This window comes from Marinomonas pollencensis (assembly GCF_003387375.1).
Lineage (GTDB): Bacteria > Pseudomonadota > Gammaproteobacteria > Pseudomonadales > Marinomonadaceae > Marinomonas > Marinomonas pollencensis.
Window position 1 is genome coordinate 33,147 of record NZ_QUNG01000011.1, and the last position, 21,698, is coordinate 54,844.

20 protein-coding genes are annotated in these 21,698 nt (G+C 43.5%); 18 read left to right on the forward strand and 2 right to left on the reverse strand.

The features are described from left to right. Positions 1-20 precede the first annotated feature (20 nt). The 11 genes from DFP81_RS18250 (at position 21) to DFP81_RS14225 (ending at position 11,662) form a co-directional block, all read left to right on the forward strand. Positions 21-170, forward strand: a complete 150-nt coding sequence (locus tag DFP81_RS18250) for a hypothetical protein (protein WP_181903104.1) — start codon at positions 21-23, stop codon at positions 168-170. A gap of 40 nt (positions 171-210) precedes the next feature. Next, entirely contained in the window at positions 211-522 is a 312-nt protein-coding gene (locus tag DFP81_RS14180) for a helix-turn-helix domain-containing protein (protein WP_115898561.1), read from the forward strand. Next, positions 494-1,456 carry a reverse transcriptase family protein gene (locus DFP81_RS14185; protein WP_115898562.1) on the forward strand — a complete coding sequence of 321 codons (963 nt, stop codon included), beginning with the start codon at positions 494-496 and terminating at the stop codon, positions 1,454-1,456. The genes DFP81_RS14180 and DFP81_RS14185 overlap by 29 nt, the downstream gene beginning before the upstream one ends. A gap of 976 nt (positions 1,457-2,432) precedes the next feature. Beyond that, a complete protein-coding gene (locus DFP81_RS14190) occupies positions 2,433-4,766 on the forward strand; it encodes a DUF1989 domain-containing protein (RefSeq protein WP_115898563.1) in 2,334 nt (777 codons plus the stop codon). Between the two features lie 35 nt (positions 4,767-4,801). After that, entirely contained in the window at positions 4,802-5,776 is a 975-nt protein-coding gene (locus DFP81_RS14195; protein ID WP_115898564.1) for an ABC transporter substrate-binding protein, read from the forward strand. Between the two features lie 82 nt (positions 5,777-5,858). Further along, positions 5,859-6,929 (forward strand): quaternary amine ABC transporter ATP-binding protein, encoded by a 1,071-nt coding sequence (locus DFP81_RS14200; RefSeq protein WP_220342997.1) that lies wholly within the window; start codon positions 5,859-5,861, stop codon positions 6,927-6,929. Between the two features lies 1 nt (position 6,930). Beyond that, positions 6,931-8,436, forward strand: coding sequence for an ABC transporter permease (locus DFP81_RS14205; protein WP_115898565.1), 1,506 nt, complete (start codon positions 6,931-6,933; stop codon positions 8,434-8,436). Positions 8,437-8,808: 372 nt separating this feature from the next. Further along, positions 8,809-9,828 carry an ABC transporter substrate-binding protein gene (locus DFP81_RS14210; protein ID WP_115898566.1) on the forward strand — a complete coding sequence of 340 codons (1,020 nt, stop codon included), beginning with the start codon at positions 8,809-8,811 and terminating at the stop codon, positions 9,826-9,828. Positions 9,829-9,837: 9 nt separating this feature from the next. Next, on the forward strand, positions 9,838-10,620 hold the full coding sequence (locus DFP81_RS14215) for an ABC transporter permease (RefSeq protein WP_181903105.1): 783 nt from the start codon (positions 9,838-9,840) through the stop codon (positions 10,618-10,620). Further along, positions 10,605-11,336: an ABC transporter ATP-binding protein gene (locus tag DFP81_RS14220; protein WP_115898567.1), complete on the forward strand. Its 732-nt coding sequence runs from the start codon at positions 10,605-10,607 to the stop codon at positions 11,334-11,336. The genes DFP81_RS14215 and DFP81_RS14220 overlap by 16 nt, the downstream gene beginning before the upstream one ends. Positions 11,337-11,359: 23 nt before the next feature. Then, positions 11,360-11,662: a DsrE family protein gene (locus DFP81_RS14225; protein ID WP_115898568.1), complete on the forward strand. Its 303-nt coding sequence runs from the start codon at positions 11,360-11,362 to the stop codon at positions 11,660-11,662. Between the two features lie 140 nt (positions 11,663-11,802). On the opposite strand, the gene DFP81_RS14230 is transcribed toward DFP81_RS14225, so the two are convergent. Both DFP81_RS14230 and DFP81_RS14235 read right to left on the reverse strand, forming a co-directional pair. Next, a complete protein-coding gene (locus DFP81_RS14230) occupies positions 11,803-12,996 on the reverse strand; it encodes a MalY/PatB family protein (RefSeq protein ID WP_115898569.1) in 1,194 nt (397 codons plus the stop codon). 219 nt (positions 12,997-13,215) lie between these two features. Beyond that, positions 13,216-14,094 carry a LysR family transcriptional regulator gene (locus tag DFP81_RS14235; protein WP_115898570.1) on the reverse strand — a complete coding sequence of 293 codons (879 nt, stop codon included), beginning with the start codon at positions 14,092-14,094 and terminating at the stop codon, positions 13,216-13,218. A 99-nt stretch (positions 14,095-14,193) separates the two neighbouring features. Between DFP81_RS14235 and DFP81_RS14240 the strand changes: the two genes are divergently transcribed. From DFP81_RS14240 to DFP81_RS14270, 7 genes are all read left to right on the forward strand, one after another. Continuing rightward, positions 14,194-14,520 (forward strand): putative quinol monooxygenase, encoded by a 327-nt coding sequence (locus DFP81_RS14240; protein WP_115898571.1) that lies wholly within the window; start codon positions 14,194-14,196, stop codon positions 14,518-14,520. Next, positions 14,517-15,503 carry a Gfo/Idh/MocA family protein gene (locus DFP81_RS14245; protein ID WP_115898572.1) on the forward strand — a complete coding sequence of 329 codons (987 nt, stop codon included), beginning with the start codon at positions 14,517-14,519 and terminating at the stop codon, positions 15,501-15,503. Before DFP81_RS14240 ends, DFP81_RS14245 begins: the two co-directional genes overlap by 4 nt. Positions 15,504-15,802: 299 nt before the next feature. Next, positions 15,803-16,060 carry a hypothetical protein gene (locus DFP81_RS18370; protein ID WP_115898573.1) on the forward strand — a complete coding sequence of 86 codons (258 nt, stop codon included), beginning with the start codon at positions 15,803-15,805 and terminating at the stop codon, positions 16,058-16,060. Positions 16,061-16,093: 33 nt separating this feature from the next. Then, positions 16,094-16,894 (forward strand): glycosyltransferase family 9 protein, encoded by an 801-nt coding sequence (locus DFP81_RS14255; RefSeq protein ID WP_115898574.1) that lies wholly within the window; start codon positions 16,094-16,096, stop codon positions 16,892-16,894. Positions 16,895-17,250: 356 nt separating this feature from the next. Then, positions 17,251-18,963 (forward strand): sensor histidine kinase, encoded by a 1,713-nt coding sequence (locus DFP81_RS14260; RefSeq protein WP_115898575.1) that lies wholly within the window; start codon positions 17,251-17,253, stop codon positions 18,961-18,963. Between the two features lie 120 nt (positions 18,964-19,083). Next, positions 19,084-19,818: a two-component system response regulator BtsR gene (gene btsR / locus DFP81_RS14265; RefSeq protein ID WP_115898576.1), complete on the forward strand. Its 735-nt coding sequence runs from the start codon at positions 19,084-19,086 to the stop codon at positions 19,816-19,818. Between the two features lie 157 nt (positions 19,819-19,975). Further along, positions 19,976-21,466, forward strand: coding sequence for a carbon starvation CstA family protein (locus DFP81_RS14270; RefSeq protein ID WP_115898577.1), 1,491 nt, complete (start codon positions 19,976-19,978; stop codon positions 21,464-21,466). Positions 21,467-21,698 lie beyond the last annotated feature (232 nt).

A 21,698-nucleotide genomic window follows, 5' to 3' on the forward strand; every position in this document is an offset into this window, starting at 1 on the left:
GGATTCACTGGAGCTAAAAAATGCAAGAGAAAACAGACTACGATCAAAAAACTGAAGTTGGAGAGAAAGGTAAGAAAAAGAAGACGATTTGGAAGTGGACTTGGATAGTGGTGCGAATTGCTGACTGGGTATGCCGACTTATTGCCTATTTTGAAGATCTTGATGGATAGCTGATGTTCCCCCTTGTTTCAAAAATTCAGGAGAGTATAAATGATGTCTAAAGCTTTAAAACTCATCAGACAATACAATGAAGTTAAACAGGCTGATTTGGCTAATGCATTAGGTATTTCAAAGTCTTATTTATCTGAGATTGAGTCAGGTAAGAAAAATATTAGTCTAGATCTTCTGGAAAAGTACGCTCAGTACTTTGACGTGCCATTGTCATCTTTGGTATTTTTTTCTGAGAACTTATCAAAAAAAGGGAAAATTTCAGAAAAATTTAGAAGTTTAGTTGCTGATAAAATTCTGAAAGTCATGGAGTGGACAATTAACAGTGATAAAGAAGAAAAAGTCCAAGCTTAAAATTCGTACTAATGGAAAAATTTACCGGCTTCAGGACTCACCATTTTACAAGCTCACTTCAAAAAAACGTTTCGCTAGTTTATTAAATTTAGAGTATGACCAACTCAAACAGCTTTTATCAAATTCAGATTCTAAATTTGAAAAGTTTACTCAAGTGAAAGAGGGTAAGAAGCCTAGAGCAATTCAAAAGCCTATCACTAGTTTTGCCCCATTACATTGCCGAATAGCCAGTCTTCTATGCAGGATAGGCACGCCGGAATACTTGCACTCGGGTAAGAAAGGCAGATCTAATTTATCTAATGCTCAAAGTCATTCAGGTAAGCATAAGTTACTTGCTGTTGATATTGAGTCTTTTTTTGAGTCAACTAGTCATGAAAAGGTATACAGCTTTTTTAGAGGTCATTTGAAATGTTCTTCAGACATTGCAGATGCACTATGTAAACTTTGCCTCTGTGATAGTCATATTCCGACGGGAAGCCAACTGAGCATGCCTTTGGCATACTGGGCTAATTCAAATATGTTTAACGAACTAGACATGCTAGCGACTAAGCACAGAGTTAAAATGTCTGTTTATGTTGATGATGTCGTTTTTTCGGGTGAGCAGCTCAATAAACTTTTTTTATCAACGGTAAAAAAGATTTGTGCTAGATATGGAATGACTGTGCACCCAGATAAAATCAGACTATACAATAAAGAGCAGCCTAAAGTTGTCACTGGAGTTGCAATTATCGGTGGCGAACTTAAGGTTGATCATAAGCAGCATAAACTCTTGGAAAATGACCTTAAGCTTTGGAATGCGTGCAAGGAAGATCCAATCGCATCAGATCTGTCTTTACCTAGAAAAATTAGCGGTAGATTAAGTGCAATGGGATCAGTTGAAAAAGAATATTTAGATCGGGCACGAAGTTTCAGGAAAAAAAATTCCATCCGTTAGAATTTTGGTCTAACGCTTTCCCATGTTAGCGTTCAAAGTATGGACATTTTAGAACCTTGACAATCCTTACTACCAGAATCCGCTCAGCAGCTTATCCAATGTAGATCTAAATCCAGTCAGAGCGAAATGAACGTGTGAGTTGAAATCGTATAAAAAAGCATCTGCTGATATGCATTTAGAAGTTAAAAAGTTAACAATTTAATTTCAACTTGATATTTTTGAATGTTTTTTGATCAATGTAGGTTGTTGGCGAAAAAGTTAAGAGATCAATTTCATTTTTGCCAAAAATGCGAACACAACCATGTTGCCTACAGCCTCCAAAAGTTAACAGTAGAATTCCAACGATCCATAGCCACACCCATAGTTAGAACAACTTCAGTGACTAACGCTCTAAGTGCAATGTTTGGTCAGTGTAAAGCGATGTATCTATTTTATAGGTATGTCGCTTTTTTTATGCCTTTTAAAAGCTAAATGCTCTTCTATACAGCCTTGAAAATTTCTTCAAATTAACCCTGCTCACCCTCAAATCCCACCGTTTATCCCCACATTCTTCACTTTCATAAAGTGTCTTTCAGACGAAAGTGGGGATGCTTTCAACAGCTATCCTAGTGAAATAAAGTAAAAAACAAGAATAGGCATGAAATAAAAATTGTTTTTTTCATTTGTCTATGTATTATCTAATGAACGATTAATATTAAATTAATTTAATAACTATCTATTTAGTATTTAGATTAAATGTAAATAAATATTCTGCATTGTTTGGGTGCGAAAATATTAAGTTTTATTTTTTTTAGTGGTTTTTATATTGATCGTGTTGTTTTTTTTTTAAAACTAAGGTTATTTAAGTTGTTGTTTTTATTGGATTTATTTTTCTATTTTGAAGTGTTTGTTTGTTTGTTGAATTTATTGGTGCGCTAATTTGGTTTTATGATCATAAATGGTGCTTAGCCTAGTCTTAATCATATGGCAGGATAGAATGACTTATATATTTAGACCAGAAGAAAATGTAGATGATTTTGATAAGGTCTACTACCCGGGTTTCAACTTCTCTAAAGAAACTCAAATAAAAGAGCTTCATTACCGTGAGGTCTGTTCTCTTGAGTTATCAGAAGGTGATCTCATTAAGCTGACAAATTCAGATGGCGGCAGCTCTGTTCTTTTGTTTGCCGTAGGAGAAGAGGGTGAGGACGCTGGTTCGCTACTTTCGACGCAGACGCTTCCAGCGGTCAAGTTAGATGAACAAGTTTCTATTTCAGCCGAATACCTGAGCTTTCTAGCATCAAAGCATAGCCATTTACAGAACATTTGCTGTCGCTCGGTGTTTGATAAAGCAACACTAGCGCAAGAAAACTACCTGATCCGCAGCCAAGGTAAGCTAACTCTATGGCTGGCTTTCCCCGTGCCGGTTGATGCGATAGAGCAAGGAGGAGGTGGCACTGTTCACATAGAGCATACTCGCAAGAATCAGACTGATGAATACCCATTGCCTAAACCATTAGGTGAGATTGTTCAAGAGTTCAGAGTCGCGAGCGGCACAGCTCAAGCTTATCAAGTAAAGGCTGGCGAATACATTCAGGTGATTGATATAGAAGGGCGTCAGTGCTCTGATTTTATGGCCATGTCCCAAGCAGCATTAAAGCAAGGTAAAGAGCGCTATATTGACTCCACTGTGACACGAACCATGGTCGGCAGAGCGTATCCAGCTCCCGGTTTGTACGACAAATTTTTTGATCAAGATATGCAGCCTTTGTTAGCCGTTGTTCAAGACACAGTGGGTAGACATGACACCTTTGCTTTAGCTTGTACGGCAAGAGGTTATGAAGAACGTGGTTTTCCGGGTCACCTTAATTGCTCTGATAATATTTCTCGTGCCTATGAGCCGTATGGCATCCAACCTCGCCAAGCGTGGCCTGCAATTAACTTTTTCTTTAACTCCACCATAGATCCACACACCAATCACCTATCTAGCAATGAGGCATGGTCACGGCCTGGAGATTATGTGGTGATGAAGGCGTTACAAGATCTAGTCTGTGTTAGCACAGCGTGCCCAGATGATATTGACGCGATCAATGGTTGGAATCCAACGGATCTACAAGTTCGTGTGTACAGCAAAGACAGCAATATTCCCAAAGCGATCGCCCATCGCCCATTTACAGAGAGTGAATACAATATGACGATTGAAAGTGCTTTTCATCCTCGAACCAGTGCGCTAACACAATCCTTTTCTGTGGCGCGAGACCTTTGGCTGCCGACTCACTATGAAGCGACGAGCGCCATCGAAGAGTACTGGGCATGCAGCCAGAGAGTCACTATCCAAGACATGTCGTCGTTACGCAAGTACGACATCATGGGGCCGGACGCAGAAACCCTTTTACAGCTAGCGATGACTCGTGACGTGAGTAAATTGTCCACGAACCGCGGTTTTTATTCCTTGATGTGCAGTGAAACAGGCACTGTTATTGATGACGGAACATTGTTTCATATGGGGCCCCATTTGTATCGCTGGTGCTGTGGGTCAGAGGAAAGTGGTCGTCAACTGAAAAGCATCGCAGAAGAGAATAACCTGAAAGTATGGATCAAATCTCTTTGGTCCGCGATGCCGAATCTTGCCATTCAAGGACCTAAAAGTCGCGAGTTATTAGCCAAACTGCTTTTTGTTCAGCCAACACAACCTTTGCTTGAAAACGTCAAATGGTTTGGTTTCACCATTGGTCGCTTGTATGACCGAAATGGGCCTTTATTCATGCTGACAAGGTCGGGCTTCACCGGAGAACTTGGCTACGAAATTTTTTGTGATAAAGAAGCTGCTTTGCCGATTTGGGACGCAATCATGAAAGAAGGCGAAGCCTTTGGCATTACCCCTATGGGAGGGGAGGCCCTGAACATCAAGCGTATTGAAGCGGGATTAATGGTCGCCGCTAATGAATTTCCACCGACCGTTGATGCGTTTGAAGCAGGTCTTGGTTTCGCAGTTGACCTTAAGAAAAAGCACTTTGTTGGACGAGAAGCCTTAGTTCGTCACTCAGAAGCACCCAAAGTCCAATTAGTGGGGCTGCATCTTGAAGGCAGTGAAGTCCCTCATCATGGTGCGCCTATTTTTTATGGCCGTAATCAAGTCGGTGTGATCACCAGTGCGGTGCGATCACCAGAGCTGGACAAAGTTATTGCGCTTGCACGTGTGGCGGTCGAATACAAAGAACTAGGCACCGCCTTAGAAGTGGGTTGCTTAGACGGCCACATGAAGCGTCAAGTCGCCAGTGTTTGCTCAATCCCTTTTATCGACCCTAAGCGCGAAAGAGCACGAGCTTAAGTTTAACTATTGTTTATAAATCTGGAGAAATCTAAATGAAGCACTCGTTACTAACCAAAATGATGCTTGTGGCCTCAATCAGCACGGCGTCAGTCAGTTATGTTCAGGCTGCTGATAAAGTCATGATTGCAGAGTTGACTTGGCCTGGTGCAAAGATCATCGGTAATTTAATCAAGGTGGTCATTCAAGAAAAGCTGGGTGGTGAAGCCGATATGGTGCCTAGCACTAATTCTATTGCTTTTTCTGCCATGGATGGGGGGCGAGGTGATATCGATGTTCATCCAGATGTATGGTTGCCGAATCAACAGGCGCTTGTGGATGAATATGTAGAGGCTAATAAAAGCGTTACATTGTCGAAGGGGTATTATGAAGGGCGTACTGGTTTTTGTGTGCCGAAATATATGTCAGAGCAATATGGCATTAAATCTGTGTATGACTTAGCGACGCCAGAAGCACAAAAACTGTTTGATTCTGACGGCGACGGGATGGGAGAAATTTGGGCAGGTGGAGCCGGTTGGACATCCACTAATATTAATAAAGTAAAAGCGCGTGATTACGGTATCGATTTATTTAATACCGTAAGCACGGAAGATGAAGCCATTTTTTATAACCGCTTAGAAACCTTATATCAGCAAAAGAAAGGCGTCGCTTTCTACTGTTATGTCCCACACTACGTTCATGCTTTGTATGACGTTGTTCTTCTAGAAGAACCAAAGTATGACGCCGCTCAATACAAAATGTTACAGCCTCAAGAAGACCCAGACTGGTACCAAAAATCCAGCATTACATCAGGGGATCCGGTTAAGCATGTGCACGTAGCCTATTCAAAAACCTTGGAAACAAGAGCGCCAGACGTGGCCAAGTTCTTAACCAATATTAGTTTGAGTGCTAACGATGTTTCTAGCTGGACATATCAAGTTGTAATCAAAGGCAAAGACCCAGAAGACGTGGTGCGTGCTTGGGTAAATGATCATGGCGCCACCGTCGATAAATGGTTAGGCATCGAATAATCCAACGTTAATTAATCTGCATACTGAGCAGTAGTAGATCAAGATTTAACGATTTATTACTGCTTAGTTTGGGAGGGATATCTTGAACGAAATTAAAAAAGCCCCTGCGATCACCGTTAATAATGTCTGGAAAATATTCGGTGATCAAAGCGAGAGCGCCTTTAAGGCAGTGCAAAAATTTGGCTTAACAAAAGCTGAAGTTTTATCAGAATATGAATGTGTCGTAGGTGTGGCAGACGCGAGCTTTGAGGTAGAAGAAGGAGAAATCTTTTGCATTATGGGGCTTTCGGGGTCAGGTAAATCAACGCTAGTTCGACATATTAATCGACTTTTAGAGCCGACGGCAGGTGAAATCATAGTTGGCGGTGACGACGTAACAAAGCTAGATCCTGATGCTCTAAGAGCAATGCGCAATCGTAGAATCGCCATGGTATTCCAGAATTTTGGATTGATGCCCCATCGCACCGTGCGGGACAATGTCGCCATGCCATTGGAGATTCGAGGCGCGTCAAAAAAAGAGCGTTGGTCTAAAGCCGATGAAGCTTTATCTCTAGTAGAGCTAACGGGCTGGGAACACAAATATGGTCATGAATTATCAGGTGGCATGCAGCAGCGTGTGGGGTTGGCACGAGCATTAGCATCGGACCCAGATATTCTACTGATGGACGAACCCTTTTCAGCGCTTGATCCCTTGATCAGAAGACAACTACAAGAGCAGTTTATGGCCTTATCTGCCAAGCTCAAAAAAACCACCATCTTTATTACTCACGATCTAGATGAAGCGATTCGTATTGGTAATCGAATTGCGATTATGAAAGATGGGCAAATCGTACAGATAGGCACACCAGAAGACATAGTAATGAACCCAGTTGACGATTATGTGGCCAATTTTGTGGCAGGGATCTCTAAGCTGAATCTGGTTTACGCCCACTCCATAATGAAGCCCATCGCGCAACGTGAAGAGGCTCTTGGCCCCATTCCCGCAGACGCAAAACGAGTGCCTCACACCATAGACCTTAATGGTTTGATTGATTGTTCCGTTGAGCATCAAGGGCCACTCGTGGTTGAGCAAGAGGGGCGCGATGTTGGCGTAATAGACACCATAGATCTCATGCTTGCGATCCAAGGCAACCGAAAAGAAGAGGTAGAGTAGCATGTCAGAAAAAACATCGGTTACGAATGACACAGACAAATTGACACGTACTTTTGTACAGCGCGGCGGAGACTATTACGTAAAACAGTTTGCTCGATTAAGTGAAGCCAAAGGGTTTAAGGCTTCCTTTCAGCCCTTTGCCGGACTTTTTGGTCCCATTTGGTTTGCTAGCCGTGGCCTATGGTCTTGGTTTCTCTGCTTTTTATTAATAGAAACCTTTGGTTTTGTACAACTAATTAAAGGCTTATTTGGGGATTTGGGCAGCGATCAGGTTGCTCGAGCAGAATCGATTCAGTTAATGATCAATTCTCGACTGGATCAAATCGAAACTGCCCGAGCCGCCGGTTCATCTTCTGTTGCTGCGCTAGAGCGAGCAGTGGCGTCACTGCAAACGGCGTTAGATCAAAGTATGGCCGCGGCACACGCCGCCTCCAGTGCTAGCCTTGGCTTAATAGTGCTGGGCATATTCATTATTGTCGCAGCCAAAGCCGTCGAATCTGTGATTGCTAATTGGACACTGGAAACCCAGTTCACACGCTGGCGCTCTAATAATGCTGTATTATCCGGCTTTTCAACAGAGCGCTTAATAATCGGCAGTGTGTTGTTTTTCACTGTTACTGGCTTGTCATCAATCCGCTTTGCACAGCCAGATGCCGTACCCTTGTTGCTTAGTTTTCCTGCTAATAATAACCTCAGTTCCACTTTGGCAAACGGCATAGGTGATTGGTTTGATTGGGCCAAAGCATCAGGTGGTGATTTCTTTAACAGCATTACATTAAGCGTACGCTCATTGTTAGATGGTTTAGAAACCATTTTTGTTGGCACGCCATGGCCTGTGGTCGTTTTGGTGGTAGCGATTTTAAGTACCTTAACAGGTGGCCCAAGAGTTGCCGTGTTTACGGTTTGCGCGTTGGCTTATCTTGGCGTGTTAGGCTTTTGGGAAAAAGCCATGGCAACCATTTCACTACTGGGTGCCGCAGCAATGATCTCCATTGTGCTAGGAGTGCCATTTGGGATCTTATGTGCTCGTAAGCCTAAGGTGTTTATGGTGGCGCGTCCGGTGTTAGACTTTATGCAGTCCATGCCGTCGTTTGTCTATCTGATTCCGGTTATTGCCTTCTTTGGAGCGGGTAAACCCAGCGCCATCATTGCTACCTTGGTATTTGGCTCGCCACCGGTTATTCGCTTGACTGTGTTGGGGCTACAGCAAGTGCCTCATGCAGCAAGGGAAGCGGCCATGGCATTTGGTGCTACGCCAGCGTACTTGTTATTTAAAGTCGATTTACCACTGGCATCGAAAACCATAATGACAGGGGTTAACCAAACCATTTTGATGTCATTAGCCATGGTGGTGGTCGCTTCCTTGATTGGCGCCAAAGGCTTGGGTGAAGATGTACTTTCAGCCCTGCAATACGCATCAGAAGGGGAGGGTATTTTAGCGGGTATCGCAATCCTATTCTGTGCGTTGATTCTTGATAAAATAGTCGCAGGTAAGCAGACGAAATAATCTGCGTAAGTGATTTTCTATTTGAATTAAAAAGGCTATCTAATGTTTTTTAGATAGCCTTTTTCTTCTTTATATAGCAAATCATACATGAGGAAGTGGAGAGAAATAGAGCCTTCAACCCTCTTTAACACGTGAGCTAACAAATAAAAAAGCATCAAAAAGTCATACCCTAGTAATAGCGCTGACGTGTCACATCTTTTATCTTTTCGTTAATTTTTTAAACCATAAAGTTCTATTGGAGCGCCATTTCATCGTAAGTTTCTTACGCATTGCTTATTTGGTTAGCTCGAAATGATCTGTTATGCGGTGTTATTATTCCTTTAATTTATATATAATTTCGTCTCATATTTATTAATTATCTGGAGTGCTCTGATGCGTCGATTCGTGACTCTGATGGCTTTGGTGTTGTGTGCTTGGAGTGGTTTGGTGGCAGCAGCGGATAAGCCTCTTGAAATAGGCTATATGCCGATTGTCCCAGTTTCTCAAGCTTTTATTGTGTTAGAAAATAACACTTTAGAGGATGCAGGGGTTAGCGACCCTAAACTGTTCAAATTTCAAAATGGACCTGCCATTGTGCAAGCATTGCTAGCTGGCCAGTTAGATGTTGCCTATCTTGGTATTGGTCCTGCTATGGTAGCCCGTGCCAAAGGGGCTGATATCAAAGTAGTTGCCTCTAATATTATTGAGCAGGTCAGCTTAGTCGCATTGGGTGGTTTGTCTCCTTATTTTGATAACGGCGATGCCAAAACAGCGTTTGCGCGTTTCAAAGCAGATAACGGCCGCAAAGCGGTTATTTCTACTTTCCCAAGAGGCTCAGTGCCAGAAACCGTATTGCAATATTGGTTGCAGAACCAGCTTGGTATGAGCAGCGCTGAGATCCAACAAAACATCGACATCATTTACCAAGGCGCAGCTCAAGTTCAGCAATCATTGATGACTGAAGCGGTTGATGGCGCAGCGATTCTAGAGCCTGTGGTGAGTATTGTTAGCGACCGTAAATCCGATGCCAAAGTAGTGGCGTCAGGTTCTGGCATGTTTCCTCATCAACCTGGTGCGGTATTAGCGGTGCGTGAATCGTTAATTAATGAGCGTCCTGAATTGGTGAAAGCCTTGGTTAAGGCCCATGTGGCGGCAACACACGAATTGCGCGATAACCCGGAAAAAGCCTTGAAATCGGTTGGCAAATACGTAGGTGGTGGCCGTTTACCGAGTAGAATTGTGTTGAATGCAATCAAGCACTCTCACGATCAGTTCCAAGCTGATCCAAATAGCATCATAGATGGCACACGTACCATGCGAGATTTTCAAGCTAGCCAAGGCACACTGAAAGCCAGTGTCGACCTAGAGGCACTGTTTGATGTTCGTTTTTATAACGAACTGATTAAGGAGTAATTCCCCATTATGGCATTACAGGCTCATCCTTTAACACGCACCCAAGCAGGGCGTTCCTTACTGGGAATGCTCGGCGTCGCTGCTTTTGTGCTGCTTTGGAAATATGCTCAATCGGCAGGCTGGGCCGCGGCAGGTACTATCCCAGATCCATTTAGGCTGCCACAAGCTTTAGCAGACGAATGGACATCGGGTCGCTTGATACCAGCGGTATTGTCTAGCTTAGTGCACTATATCTGGGGCTTAGCGATTGGTACTTTCCTAGGCTTTTTGATTGGGACATTAGCGGCGTCTTCTTCCTTGTTGGATGCACTGCACGCTTGGTTGGCGCGCATTTTACGCCCCATTCCTCCTTTGGCTTGGGTCGTGTTTGCCATTGCTTGGTTTAAAGTGAGCCACGCAGGGGCTGCGTTCGTTATTGCCATTGGCGTCTTTTGGGTGAACTATTTTGCCACCTATTCTGCGGTGCGCAATGTGGACTCTCGCTTTTATGAACTGGCTCGTGCTTTTGGTCAAAACGGTCACTTGCGTCAAGCGTTTCAAGTCACCTTGCCAGGCGCAGCGACGGGAATCTTTTCAGGCATCCGTACCGGTATCGGACAAGCCTGGATGACATTGATCGCCGCCGAGTTATTAGGGGTTCCTGGTATGGGGCAAGAGATGAACTCCGCCGCTGGCGTGGGTGCGTATGAAGTAGTTGTGGTTTACATGCTGATTATCTCTCTGGTTTATACCTTGAGCGATACTCTGTTTGGTTTTATTGAGAAGCGAGTGTTGACATGGCGTCCATCCTAAATATTGAAGGTTTGAGTTATCACTATGGTAATAACCCAGACCCTGTCTTTGCCAACCTGGACCTACGGATGGAAGATGGCGAGTTTATCGCTGTAGTGGGTGGTTCTGGTGTGGGCAAATCGACTTTGTTACGTTGTGTGGCGGGTCTTGCTAGTGCGAGTCATGGCAGCATTGAATTGCAAGTTGAGGAAGACGATACTCGCCGTTCTCGTAGTGTGGTGTTTCAAGATGGTCGCTTGATGCCTTGGCGTCGCTTGCGCAGCAATGTGGCTTACGGTCTGAAAGGCCTTAAGTTAACAGCAGAAGAAAAAGCCAATCGCGTTGACGAAGTGCTTAAATTAGCTCGTCTTGATCAGCTGGCTGATCGTTGGCCGCACCAATTGTCTGGCGGGCAAGTTCAGCGTGGTGGCATCGCCCGAGCATTAGCGGTTAAGCCTCATTTATTATTGATGGATGAGCCTTTCAGTGCGGTAGACGCGATTACGCGTCAGCATTTGCAAGACCAGCTATTAGCCATCTGGGAGCAGACTCGTAAAGCGGTAATGTTTATTACCCACGATATTGAAGAGGCCATTTATTTAGCCGATCGAGTGGTGGTATTGTCTGGCTCACCGGCAAATATCGCACTTGATCAGCGCATTGAGCTGCCTCGCCCCCGTCGTCGTGGTTCAGATGACCTTCAAGCATTGGCTCAAGACATCGCAAATGCCCTTTAAACTTTTATAAGGAACTCTCTTCCATGGCAGTTACTCAATTATTGATCCACGCACCGACTGTGGACGCCCTAAAACGAGCGCAAAATAACGCTCGCAATATGCTCAAATTGGAAGCCGACGCTGAAGTGGAAATCGTCGTCAATGGCCCAGCTGCCGCATTGGCAGTTACTTTGACAGACGAAGATATTTTAAGCCGCTTGGTGATCTGCCGTAACAGCCTACAAACCCAATCTCTTTCTGCTCAAGAAGGCGTTAAGCAAGTGGACGCTGCGGTGCAATATTTGGCTCATCAGCAGGTAAAAGGCTGGTCTTACATCCGCGCTTAGGGTCTTTTTTGCCTTAGATGCAAGCATACGAAAACGCTCATGAGGCAGTGCCTCATGAGCGTTTTTTTAGATCTAGTCTATTTATCTAATTTAATAATCAAATCTAACGATCTAATATAAGCGACATCTTCTAATAACAGTTACACCACAGACAGCAAACGCTGTACGGCATCTTCCACCGTCGCACGAGGGCAGCCCAGATTGACCCTCATGTAGCCATGGCCTTCTAAGCCGAACTTCTGTCCCTTATCCAACCAAAGACGTGCTTTTGTGAGCATGAAGTCTTCCAGCTCTGGTGCGCTCATTCCTAACCCGCGACAGTCTATCCAGGCTAAATATAAAGAATCCGCTGGCAAGACTTTGATCTTGTCCGTGGCGCTGTTAATAGTGTCTGCCAAATAGCGATGATTGCCACGCAAATACTCAAGTAATTCTTCCAACCAGGCTTCGCCATGAGTGTAAGCGGCTTCTGCTGCGACCATGCCAAGAGTGTTAACCAATGGAAACATATTGCGTTCGTATTGGCGTGAGAATTCAGCGCGCAAGCGAGGGTTAGGAATGATGAGTGTGGCACTCTGTAACCCTGGCAAATTAAACGTCTTGCTTGGAGCGGTACAAGTCACGCTGTTTTGCGCGTAATTTTCCCCTAGTGATGCGAAGGGAACGTGCTTTTTCAAAGGGTTAATAATCAGGTCTTGATGTATTTCATCGGAGATCACCAGCACGCCATGACGCGCACAAATATCGCCCATGGTGCGCAGTTCATCTTCCGTCCAGACATTGCCCGTTGGGTTATGTGGGCTACTCATAATAAACAGCTTGGTATTCGGCTGAATGGATTGCTCGAAAACCACAGGGTCAAATTCATAACCCGTCTCTGTACGAGTAAGAGGTGCCAACGCAAGATGACGTCCGTTCAGCAGCATATCATCGTGAAAGTGAGCATAAACCGGTGGTTGGATCAGAATGGAATCACCCGGCGAGGAAAAGGCCTGCGCCACGGTTTTCAAACTGGTGATAATACCCGAGGTATGCACTAGCCAGTCGGCCTCTACTTGCCAATCAAAACGCTTTGCTTGCCAATTAATAATGGCTTGTTGGTAGCTGTCTGTGGCGCCTCTTGGGTAGCCAAATACACCTTCATCCACCGCGTTATGAAGTGCGTCGAGAACCGCTTGTGGCGCACGAAAATCCATATCAGCCACCCACATAGGTAACGGATCGGCGCTTGCTTGATGGGCTTCTAATAGGCGATTCGCCCCTGTCCATTTCATAGAATTCGTTTTAGAGCGGTCTATTACTTCGTCAAAAATAGACTTTGTAGATAAGGGCATAGGTACTCCTGATTATGTGGCAGCTTGGTGTCGTTTTCCCATATTGGACAAAGTATTCGCCAGCTAAAAATAGAATGACGTATTTATATTTAGCATGAGGTATCTAATGAAATTAAACGTTTTATTTTCATAAAGCCATGATTTTCAGTCATAGTTGGCGTCGGCAGAGCTATTAATAGAAGCACACTAATAGAAAAACGTTAATAGCAAAAGGTGCGATTAGGGGGCTAGGGCGCTAACCACAAAATCAATGAAAGTACGTATTTTAATTGAGGGGTTGCGGCTTCTAAAAATCAGCTGTACAGGCTTAGGCGCAGGTGTGAATTCATCTAATAGGCTAATCAGATCGCCCCGTGCTATTTCATTACACACTAAAATACTTGGCTGTAAAATGATCCCAGCGTTGTGTAATGCAGCGGTTTTGAGGGCGTGACCGTTATTGGCGGCCAGTCGAGTGTTGCGTTTGCGAAAGGCATCGGTATCGAGTTTTGCGCTTTGTGTGGTTTGCCCTTGGCTGTAAACAAAGCCTAAACAGGTGTGTTTTTTTAACTCATCTAAGGTCTTTGGTTCACCATGCTTGGCTAAATAATCTGGGGCGGCGCAATAGACTAATGGGTAAACGCCGAGTTGACGAGCCACGAGAGTCGAGTCGTGAAGCTCACCGATTCGAATAAACAAATCCGCATCAGACTGAAAAGGGTCGATCAATGCGTTTTCTAGGGTCATTTCTACATCGAGAGAAGTATGCTGTTGTAAAAAATCCGCCACAATCGGTGCTAACACCTCGCTGCCATAGGTCACAGGACAATTCACTTTAATCGTACCTTGTGGCGTATTTTGCAATGTTTGAATGCGATTTTCAGCGAGTTGAACCTCTTCTAGAATGCGTTTGCACTCTTCGTAGTAGGCTTGTCCGCTTTCGGTCAAAGACTGCTTTCTGGTGGTCCTGTTTAACAAGCAAGTCTGTAAGGCGGCTTCTAAAAACTGTATGTGTTTACCTACCATGGTAGCCGACATATCAAATTGGTCAGCGGTTTTACGCAAACGGCCATTCTCCACCACAGAAACAAAGACCTGCATGCTTTTCAGTTTGTCCATTGTGCACTCACAGTTGACTAATAGTCTAATAAAATGGAGTTTATCAAATATGAGGATGTAATTATATTGGCGCATTTGCTGCGTGAGTATGAGTGGATAATGATTAACATAACAAAAGACACACTTTCTATTACCGCGGAGTTGCTAATCAAAGACGCGGTCGCATTAGACCAAGGCTTATTGGCGATTCAACAATTTTGCGCCGATATGAATAGCGAATCAGGTTGCTATATGGCGGTAGCGCACCAAGACAGGAGCGAGCCACGAAAGGTTATTCTATGGGAAATGTACCGTGACCAAGCGGCTTTTGACGCGCATTTTAACGAAGAACATACCCAAGTATTTATTCGGGAAGGCTTAACAGAGCTGGTCAAAGCGACTCAAAGTCAGCCAATGGCAGAGACATTTAAAGGAGTTCAACTATGAAGTGGGCAATCATCGGCACCAGCTTTATTTCAGGCATTATGGCCGACGCCATTAACGGCGATGAGCACAGCGAGATTCACTCTGTCGCTGGCAGAAACCCAGTTACGCTAAAAGATTTCGCTGAAAAATATGCGGTGCCGCATACCTTTACTGACTACGATGCGTTGATCAGCGACCCCGCAGTAGACATTGTTTACATCGCTCTGCCAAACCATCTACATCATCACTACATTGAAAAAGCCGCCGCCGCAGGCAAGGCGATTTTGTGTGAAAAATCCTTGTCAGTGGACATGGAGAAAAGCAAACAGGCGTTGGCCGCGGTGAACCAGCATCAGGTGTTTTTCGCTGAGGGTTTAATGTATCTATGCCACCCTTTAATCGAAAAAGCACTGAGCGTGTTGGCATCTGGTGTGATTGGTGAGGTGAAAGCCATACAAGGCTCTTACGTTGCCGCCATCTCACAATTTGTAAACGTTGAAAGCAAAGGCGCTTTATACAACCTAGGTTGTTACCCCATGTCTCTTGCGCACCTTATCTTGCAACAAGCGTTACCAGCAGGGCAGGGGATGGATTATCAATTATCTGCCATGGGCAGAATCGGCAACGACGGCAATATCTGTGAGTCCAGCGCCACATGGCGTTTCGCTAACAAAATCAGTGTGCAACTGCATACCGCAGAAGATTACGGCCTTAAGCACCACTTTACCGTGCTAGGCAGCAAAGGCAGTCTCACCTTTACCAGCAACCCATGGCTACCTACCGAGTCAAATGAGCTGGAACTAGAAATCTACGAGACTTCCAAAGAAACCATCACAGTAGAAGCGCTAGGGGATGCTTTTTATCACCAAGTGCGCGCCGTTCGTAATGCCATAGAAGCGGGCGACAAATCGCTCAGTTTTCCAAAAGCGACGTGGCAAGCATCCGAAGATGTTATGACGTTATTGACCGACTGGGAAGCCGCTGCCAGAGCGATGCTCAAATAAATAGAGTGCAATCAAATGTCATTTCAGTGAGGCAAAATGGCCTCACTTTTTATTCCCGTGATATAGCTCTGATTAAGAAACGTACTAATTCTATTGTTGGTGCTGTTTTTTGAATAGCGTCACTGGCTTTGTTGAGCTTAAATGAAGAGAAAGCAGCTTTTCTTCCTTATGACCACCTAGAAAAAAACATACGTTCTACCATATAATAGATTTTTAGGATGTGTGGAAATTATCAAGCATTAAGGCTAACTGCACGCTCCAGTTGTTATTAAGCTTGATGTCACTATTAAGGATTTATTTTGAATAAACTCAAGGTGTTTACAAGGTATTTAAGAGCTAAAGTAAGAGATATAAAGTTCTATTATTTTTCTTCTCTCTATTCTAGGAAGTCCAAACCTAATACTATCAATCAAGTTAAAGCTAAAAAGATTGCATTGCTTAGATGGGATGGAAAAATAGGTGACATGATAATGACGTGTCATTTTATAAAACTCATTGAAAACAACGATCCAAGCCTTGAGATAACGGTCTTTTCATCCAGCGCTCTTGCTGATTAGTGGTTGAGCAAAGTCAGTAGCAAAGTGACAGTTGTGAAGTGTCAACATAGAAAATTTGAATCCCCAAAAATATTTAAGGAGTATTCAGGTTTTTTTGATGTTGTTGTCGACTTGTCGCAAAAAATCCGATTAAAAGATATAAAAGCAATGCATTTTCTAAATGCCAAAATTAATATTGGTTATGTTGAAAATGATATTTTTGATATAAAAATACCAAGTTCTTTTGTTAATATAAAAGATAGGCAAGCCCAAGCCGCTTCAATTGTATTAGGGAAGCAGCTAAAAGATGATAGAATACCAAGGCCTACTGTATTAAATGGTTTTGATTTTATTAGACCTAGTGGGTTTAGTGTTGCAGTTAATCTTTTTGGTGCTAATAAATATAGAACTTTTTCATTTGAATCTGCGGTAAAATTGATTGAAGGCTGGTTGTTAGAATGGCCTGATGAAAATATAATACTCATGCCAGTACCAGGTAAAATAGAGTTTTTATCTAAATTAGCGGACCGATTCTCCAACAAAAATGTTTTTCTTCCTAAAGAAAAACCAAGCTTGGATTTTAGCTTATATCTTTTGTCTCATTGTGATCTTTGCTTCACTCCTGATACTTCTGTTGTGCATATGGCATCAGCGTTGAACACACCAACATTAGCCGTTTATCGTAATGAAATGGTGAATTACCATGGGTGGAAACCTTTGTCCGATAATAATAAAACAGTGTTTTATGAAGAAATGGTTAACGAAGTAGATAAAGGTTATGTAGACAGTTTTAACTGGTCTGATTTGGTGCTCATGAAAAATGAGATGTTTGCATCAAAATTAAAGGAAGCATAAAGTCACTTTATCTACAACGTTTCTCAAGCTTTATCGATTGTATGGGGAGGTGTTTTATACACTTCTCCTAGTCATGAAATGCTCTACATTCTGTGGCGTATCATATGGTCGATAATAAACAAATTTGTGCCTTTCTAGAATAAACCATTACTTTGGTTATCCAGCTTTTCAATCGGCAGAGTAGGGTTAGTCTTGATCCTAAATTTAGACCTTTGGCTTTTTTAGGTTTTAATAGCGTCAGGCATTTTCTGGTCATCGACTTTGCTTTGGGGTATGTTGAGCCCCAAGAAGTCTTGCTATCTATGCGTATTTAGCCTTCTTAACGTCTTGTTTTATCAGTTAATAGATTAGGCATTATGCAACTAGTTTCTTCATTATTGCAGCAAATGAGCGTGTATCTGGTGTTGGCTTATATGTTAAGCAAGACACCGATTTTTTTGCCATTACTCAATATTTCCTCACGGCTCACCCACAAGTTTATTTGTTACCTTTTGTTCTCTTTGTTTTGCATTATGGGCAGCTATTTTGGTTTGGCATTAGATGACGCCATTGCCAATACACGGGCTATTGGTGCTGTGATTGGTGGTCTTCTGGGCGGTCCTGTGGTGGGCTTTTTTGTCGGTTTAACCGGAGGCTTGCACCGCTATAGTATGGGCGGATTTACCGATGTAGCGTGTGCTATATCCACCACCACAGAAGGCCTTATTGGCGGTCTAATGCATCTCTATTTTGTCAAAAAAGAGCGTCCAGATCGTTTGTTTAAGCCCATGATTGTGTTTGCTGTGACTTTTGTTGCCGAAGTCACTCAAATGTTGATTATCATCGCTGTCGCCAAGCCTTTTGAGCAGTCTTATCAGCTGGTATCAGAAATCGCCGTACCTATGATAGTTGCGAACTGTGTGGGCGCGGCGTTATTTGTCAGCATTCTACAAGACAAGAAAACGATCTTTGAGAAATATTCAGCGACTTTTTCAAAACGTGCCTTAACCATCGCAGAGCGCAGTGTAGGAATTTGGAGTTCTGGTTTTGATGCCAGCAATTCTGAAAAAGTGGCACGAATCATTTATGAAGAAACGAAAGTTGGCGCGGTTGCGATCACAGATACGGAGAAAACCCTAGCCTTTATCGGTATAGGAGATGATCACCATAAACCCAACACACCAATTTCTTCTAAATACACGCTGCAAGCGATGGCATTAAACCAAGTCATGTTCCTCGGTAGTGGAGAAACGCCTTATCGATGTTCCCTTTCTAGCGAGTGTAAGCTAGGTTCTGCCATGGTGATTCCGTTGCGAGCCGGTAAAAAAGTTGTTGGCTCAATTAAACTTTATGAGCCAAAACGTAAAATTCTCTCTAATATCAACCGCTCAATGGGAGAGGGTATTGGCCAATTGCTGTCCAGTCAGATTTTATACGGTGACTTTCAACACCAACAAACATTGCTAAGCCAAGCTGAAATCAAATTGCTCCACGCTCAAGTGAATCCACACTTTCTGTTTAATGCGCTCAATACCATCAGTGCAGTGATTCGTCGCGATCCTGATAAGGCAAGAAATCTGATTCAACATCTGTCGCAATTCTTTCGCAGCAATCTAAAGCAAAACATTGAAACCGTGACGCTTAGAGAAGAGCTCGCACATGTGAATGCGTATCTTACCATCGAAAAAGCCCGCTTCACGGATAGGTTAGAATTAGACATTAAGATCGATGATGAGCTGCTCGATCGGCGATTGCCCAGTTTTACTTTGCAGCCTTTGGTTGAAAATGCCATTAAGCACGGGGTGAGTCATCTGATAGAAGGAGGTAAAATACGTATCTACAGTGAGAAGGTGCTGTTAGGCGACTGCATTTATGTGGAAGACAATGCAGGGCGCTTTGTTAAACCTGAGGATGATTCAGACGGTTTAGGGCTGCAGATTGTAACTAAACGATTACGGAATTATTTTGGCGTTCACTCTGATTTAGTCATTGATTGCCAGAAAGACGAATACACCAAGATGTGCTTTTTGTTGCCTCAACCATGCTTGCCAGACACGCAATCTGGTGAAGTACCGAGCTCATCTTATTAAGATGGTTGACGCTCCGTAACATACGTTTTTTTTGAGTGTTTTTCGGCACAATACGCCGTGCTGTGGGGATCATTCCTAGCTTTTCGTCATGTAAAAATACTAATGTGAGATAAGGAAATTATGTTAACGGCAATCGTAATAGACGATGAGTTTTTTGCTCGTGAAGAGCTGATTGAGCTGCTCCATGAAACAGGAGAAGTGGATGTCATCGATCAAGCGGCTAATGCGATAGATGGACTAAAGCTAATTCATAGCGTGAAGCCAGATGTGGTGTTTTTGGACATTCAAATGCCCAAAATAAGCGGCATGGATCTGATAGCTATGCTTGACCCTGAGACCATGCCGAGCGTGGTGTTTACCACTGCATACGACCAATACGCAGTGAAAGCATTTGAAGACAATGCCTTTGATTATCTGCTGAAACCGATTGACCCCAAACGGCTGATGGTGAGCGTACAACGGCTAGCTAAAGTAAAAAGCGCACAGCAGCCGGCACACACACAAGCACAAATAAACGCCCTAGCGACCAAGTCCTTGCAGCAAGTGCCTTGTGTCGGGCATCAGCGAATCATGTTGCTGCCGATTCAAGAAATAGAAGTCGCATACAGTGATATTTCTGGGGTTCATGTGCAAACCGCAGACAAACTTGAGACGAGCCAACTGACGTTAAAAACCCTGGAAGAAAAAACCGAGCTATTGCGTTGTCATCGCCAATATTTAATCAACACACAAGCCATTAAAGAAATTCAGTTTTTAGACAATGGCTTGGCAGAAGTGATTACCAAAAGTGCGAAGGTTGTACCGGTTAGCCGTCGCTATTTAAAAGCGTTAAAAATGGAGCTTGGTATCCTTTAGTTTTGTTTTTCTCATTTCTGATTGACCACTAAGGGGCAAAACAGACCGCTTAACTTACTATTTAACCGCTTAACCAATCGTCACATGATTATTATTGCTGATGGATTTATTGTCTTTTTAAAAAATAAAACCATCGTTCCATAGGACAATAATAATTATGATGATGTTTCTTTTCTGTGTGGCTGCGTTGATCGCAGGCTATTTCATTTATGGCACCTTCGTAGAAAAAATCTTTGGTATCAAAGAAAATCGCACAACGCCGGCTTTTTCCAAGCGCGACGGAGTCGACTACGTGCCCATGTCCAACAAGAAAATCTACCTAGTACAGTTACTAAACATAGCCGGAGTAGGGCCAATCTTTGGGCCTATTATGGGAGCGCTTTACGGTCCAGCCGCCATGTTATGGATAGTGTTAGGCTGTATCTTCGCTGGTGCGACCCACGATTACTTCTCAGGCATGCTTTCCATACGTAATGGTGGAGCCTCAGTGCCTTCTATTACCGGACGTTACCTGGGTAAAGGTGCCAAGCACTTCATGAATGTGTTCGCGATTGTGCTTTTGTTGCTGGTGGGTGTGGTATTTGTATCCGCCCCAGCGAGCATGATTACTAACCTAGTGAACGAGCAAACCAGCACAACGGTTTCCATGGGCACCATGGTCGCGATCATTTTTGCCTATTATATTCTGGCGATGGTTGTTCCCATCGATAAAATCATAGGCCGTTTCTATCCACTGTTTGGTGCACTACTGATCTTTATGTCGGTCGGCTTGATTGCTGCCATTGCCTTCTCTAGTGATCATGCCATTTTGGCCGGTTATCAATTTAGTGACATGTTCACCAACATGAATCCTCATGATTTACCGCTTTGGCCTGCTTTGTTTATTACCATTGCTTGTGGCGCAATCTCTGGTTTTCATGCCACCCAATCACCGCTGATGGCTCGTTGTCTAGAAAACGAGAAGAATGGCCGCTTTGTGTTCTTTGGTGCCATGATAGGTGAGGGTGTGATTGCCTTAATCTGGTGTGCCATTGCTTTGTCTTTCTTCGGTTCTATGGGCTCGTTAGGCGATGCGGTGGCAGAAGGTGGTCCTGGCAATGTGGTATACACATCGTCCTTTGGTTTGTTGGGTACCTTTGGTGGGGTTATTGCTTTCTTAGGTGTGGTGATCTTACCGATTACTTCTGGCGATACTGCATTTCGCTCTAGCCGTTTGATTTTAGCTGAATACTTCACAATGGAGCAGAAAAGCCTAAAAAGTCGTTTATTAATGGCGCTTCCGTTATTTGTTATTGGCGCTATTTTAACGCAAGTTAACTTTGGCATTATTTGGCGCTACTTTGGTTTCGCTAACCAAATGACTGCCGTCATGATGCTATGGACCGCTTCAGCCTATCTGTTGCGTTTCAATAAGTTTCATTGGATCACCACGATTCCAGCCATGTTTATGACGGCCGTGTGTATTACCTTTATCTTAAACAGCAGCACTCTCGGCTTTGGCTTACCAATGCAGATCTCAACCATCATTGGTTTGGTGGGCATGCTGGCCGCGACCCTTTATGTGATCAAAATATCCAAAGGCAAAGGGGATCCAGAGCTGGATCATGCAGAAGAAGAAAAGCTGAATGTGACGCCAGAAACCGTTTAGCGTCCAAGATATTCTTCTAAATCTAAGGCCGAATGATGCAAATCATTCGGCCTTTTTATTGCTTTGCTTACAACGGATAATCGCTTGCTCTGTATGGCTTATAAGGAGGGTTTTAACGCGGCTGTCTTTATTAAGATTGATAGTTATGTTATAAAGTAACACCATATCGCTGGGTTAGGTTTGGAAGCTGCTAAGCCCAATGTTTCGGGCAAATTATCCCAAGTCGATCCAC

Bases quoted from the DNA above. Each gene is read 5' to 3' on its own strand.
- DFP81_RS18250 (WP_181903104.1), top strand. From the start codon at position 21: ATGCAAGAGAAAACAGACTACGATCAAAAAACTGAAGTTGGAGAGAAA.
- DFP81_RS14180 (WP_115898561.1), top strand. From the start codon at position 211: ATGATGTCTAAAGCTTTAAAACTCATCAGACAATACAATGAAGTTAAA.
- DFP81_RS14190 (WP_115898563.1), top strand. From the start codon at position 2,433: ATGACTTATATATTTAGACCAGAAGAAAATGTAGATGATTTTGATAAG.
- DFP81_RS14195 (WP_115898564.1), top strand. From the start codon at position 4,802: ATGAAGCACTCGTTACTAACCAAAATGATGCTTGTGGCCTCAATCAGC.
- DFP81_RS14205 (WP_115898565.1), top strand. From the start codon at position 6,931: ATGTCAGAAAAAACATCGGTTACGAATGACACAGACAAATTGACACGT.
- DFP81_RS14210 (WP_115898566.1), top strand. From the start codon at position 8,809: ATGCGTCGATTCGTGACTCTGATGGCTTTGGTGTTGTGTGCTTGGAGT.
- DFP81_RS14215 (WP_181903105.1), top strand. From the start codon at position 9,838: ATGGCATTACAGGCTCATCCTTTAACACGCACCCAAGCAGGGCGTTCC.
- DFP81_RS14220 (WP_115898567.1), top strand. From the start codon at position 10,605: ATGGCGTCCATCCTAAATATTGAAGGTTTGAGTTATCACTATGGTAAT.
- DFP81_RS14225 (WP_115898568.1), top strand. From the start codon at position 11,360: ATGGCAGTTACTCAATTATTGATCCACGCACCGACTGTGGACGCCCTA.
- DFP81_RS14230 (WP_115898569.1), bottom strand. From the start codon at position 12,996: ATGCCCTTATCTACAAAGTCTATTTTTGACGAAGTAATAGACCGCTCT.
- DFP81_RS14235 (WP_115898570.1), bottom strand. From the start codon at position 14,094: ATGGACAAACTGAAAAGCATGCAGGTCTTTGTTTCTGTGGTGGAGAAT.
- DFP81_RS14240 (WP_115898571.1), top strand. From the start codon at position 14,194: ATGATTAACATAACAAAAGACACACTTTCTATTACCGCGGAGTTGCTA.
- DFP81_RS14245 (WP_115898572.1), top strand. From the start codon at position 14,517: ATGAAGTGGGCAATCATCGGCACCAGCTTTATTTCAGGCATTATGGCC.
- DFP81_RS14260 (WP_115898575.1), top strand. From the start codon at position 17,251: ATGCAACTAGTTTCTTCATTATTGCAGCAAATGAGCGTGTATCTGGTG.
- btsR (WP_115898576.1), top strand. From the start codon at position 19,084: ATGTTAACGGCAATCGTAATAGACGATGAGTTTTTTGCTCGTGAAGAG.
- DFP81_RS14270 (WP_115898577.1), top strand. From the start codon at position 19,976: ATGATGATGTTTCTTTTCTGTGTGGCTGCGTTGATCGCAGGCTATTTC.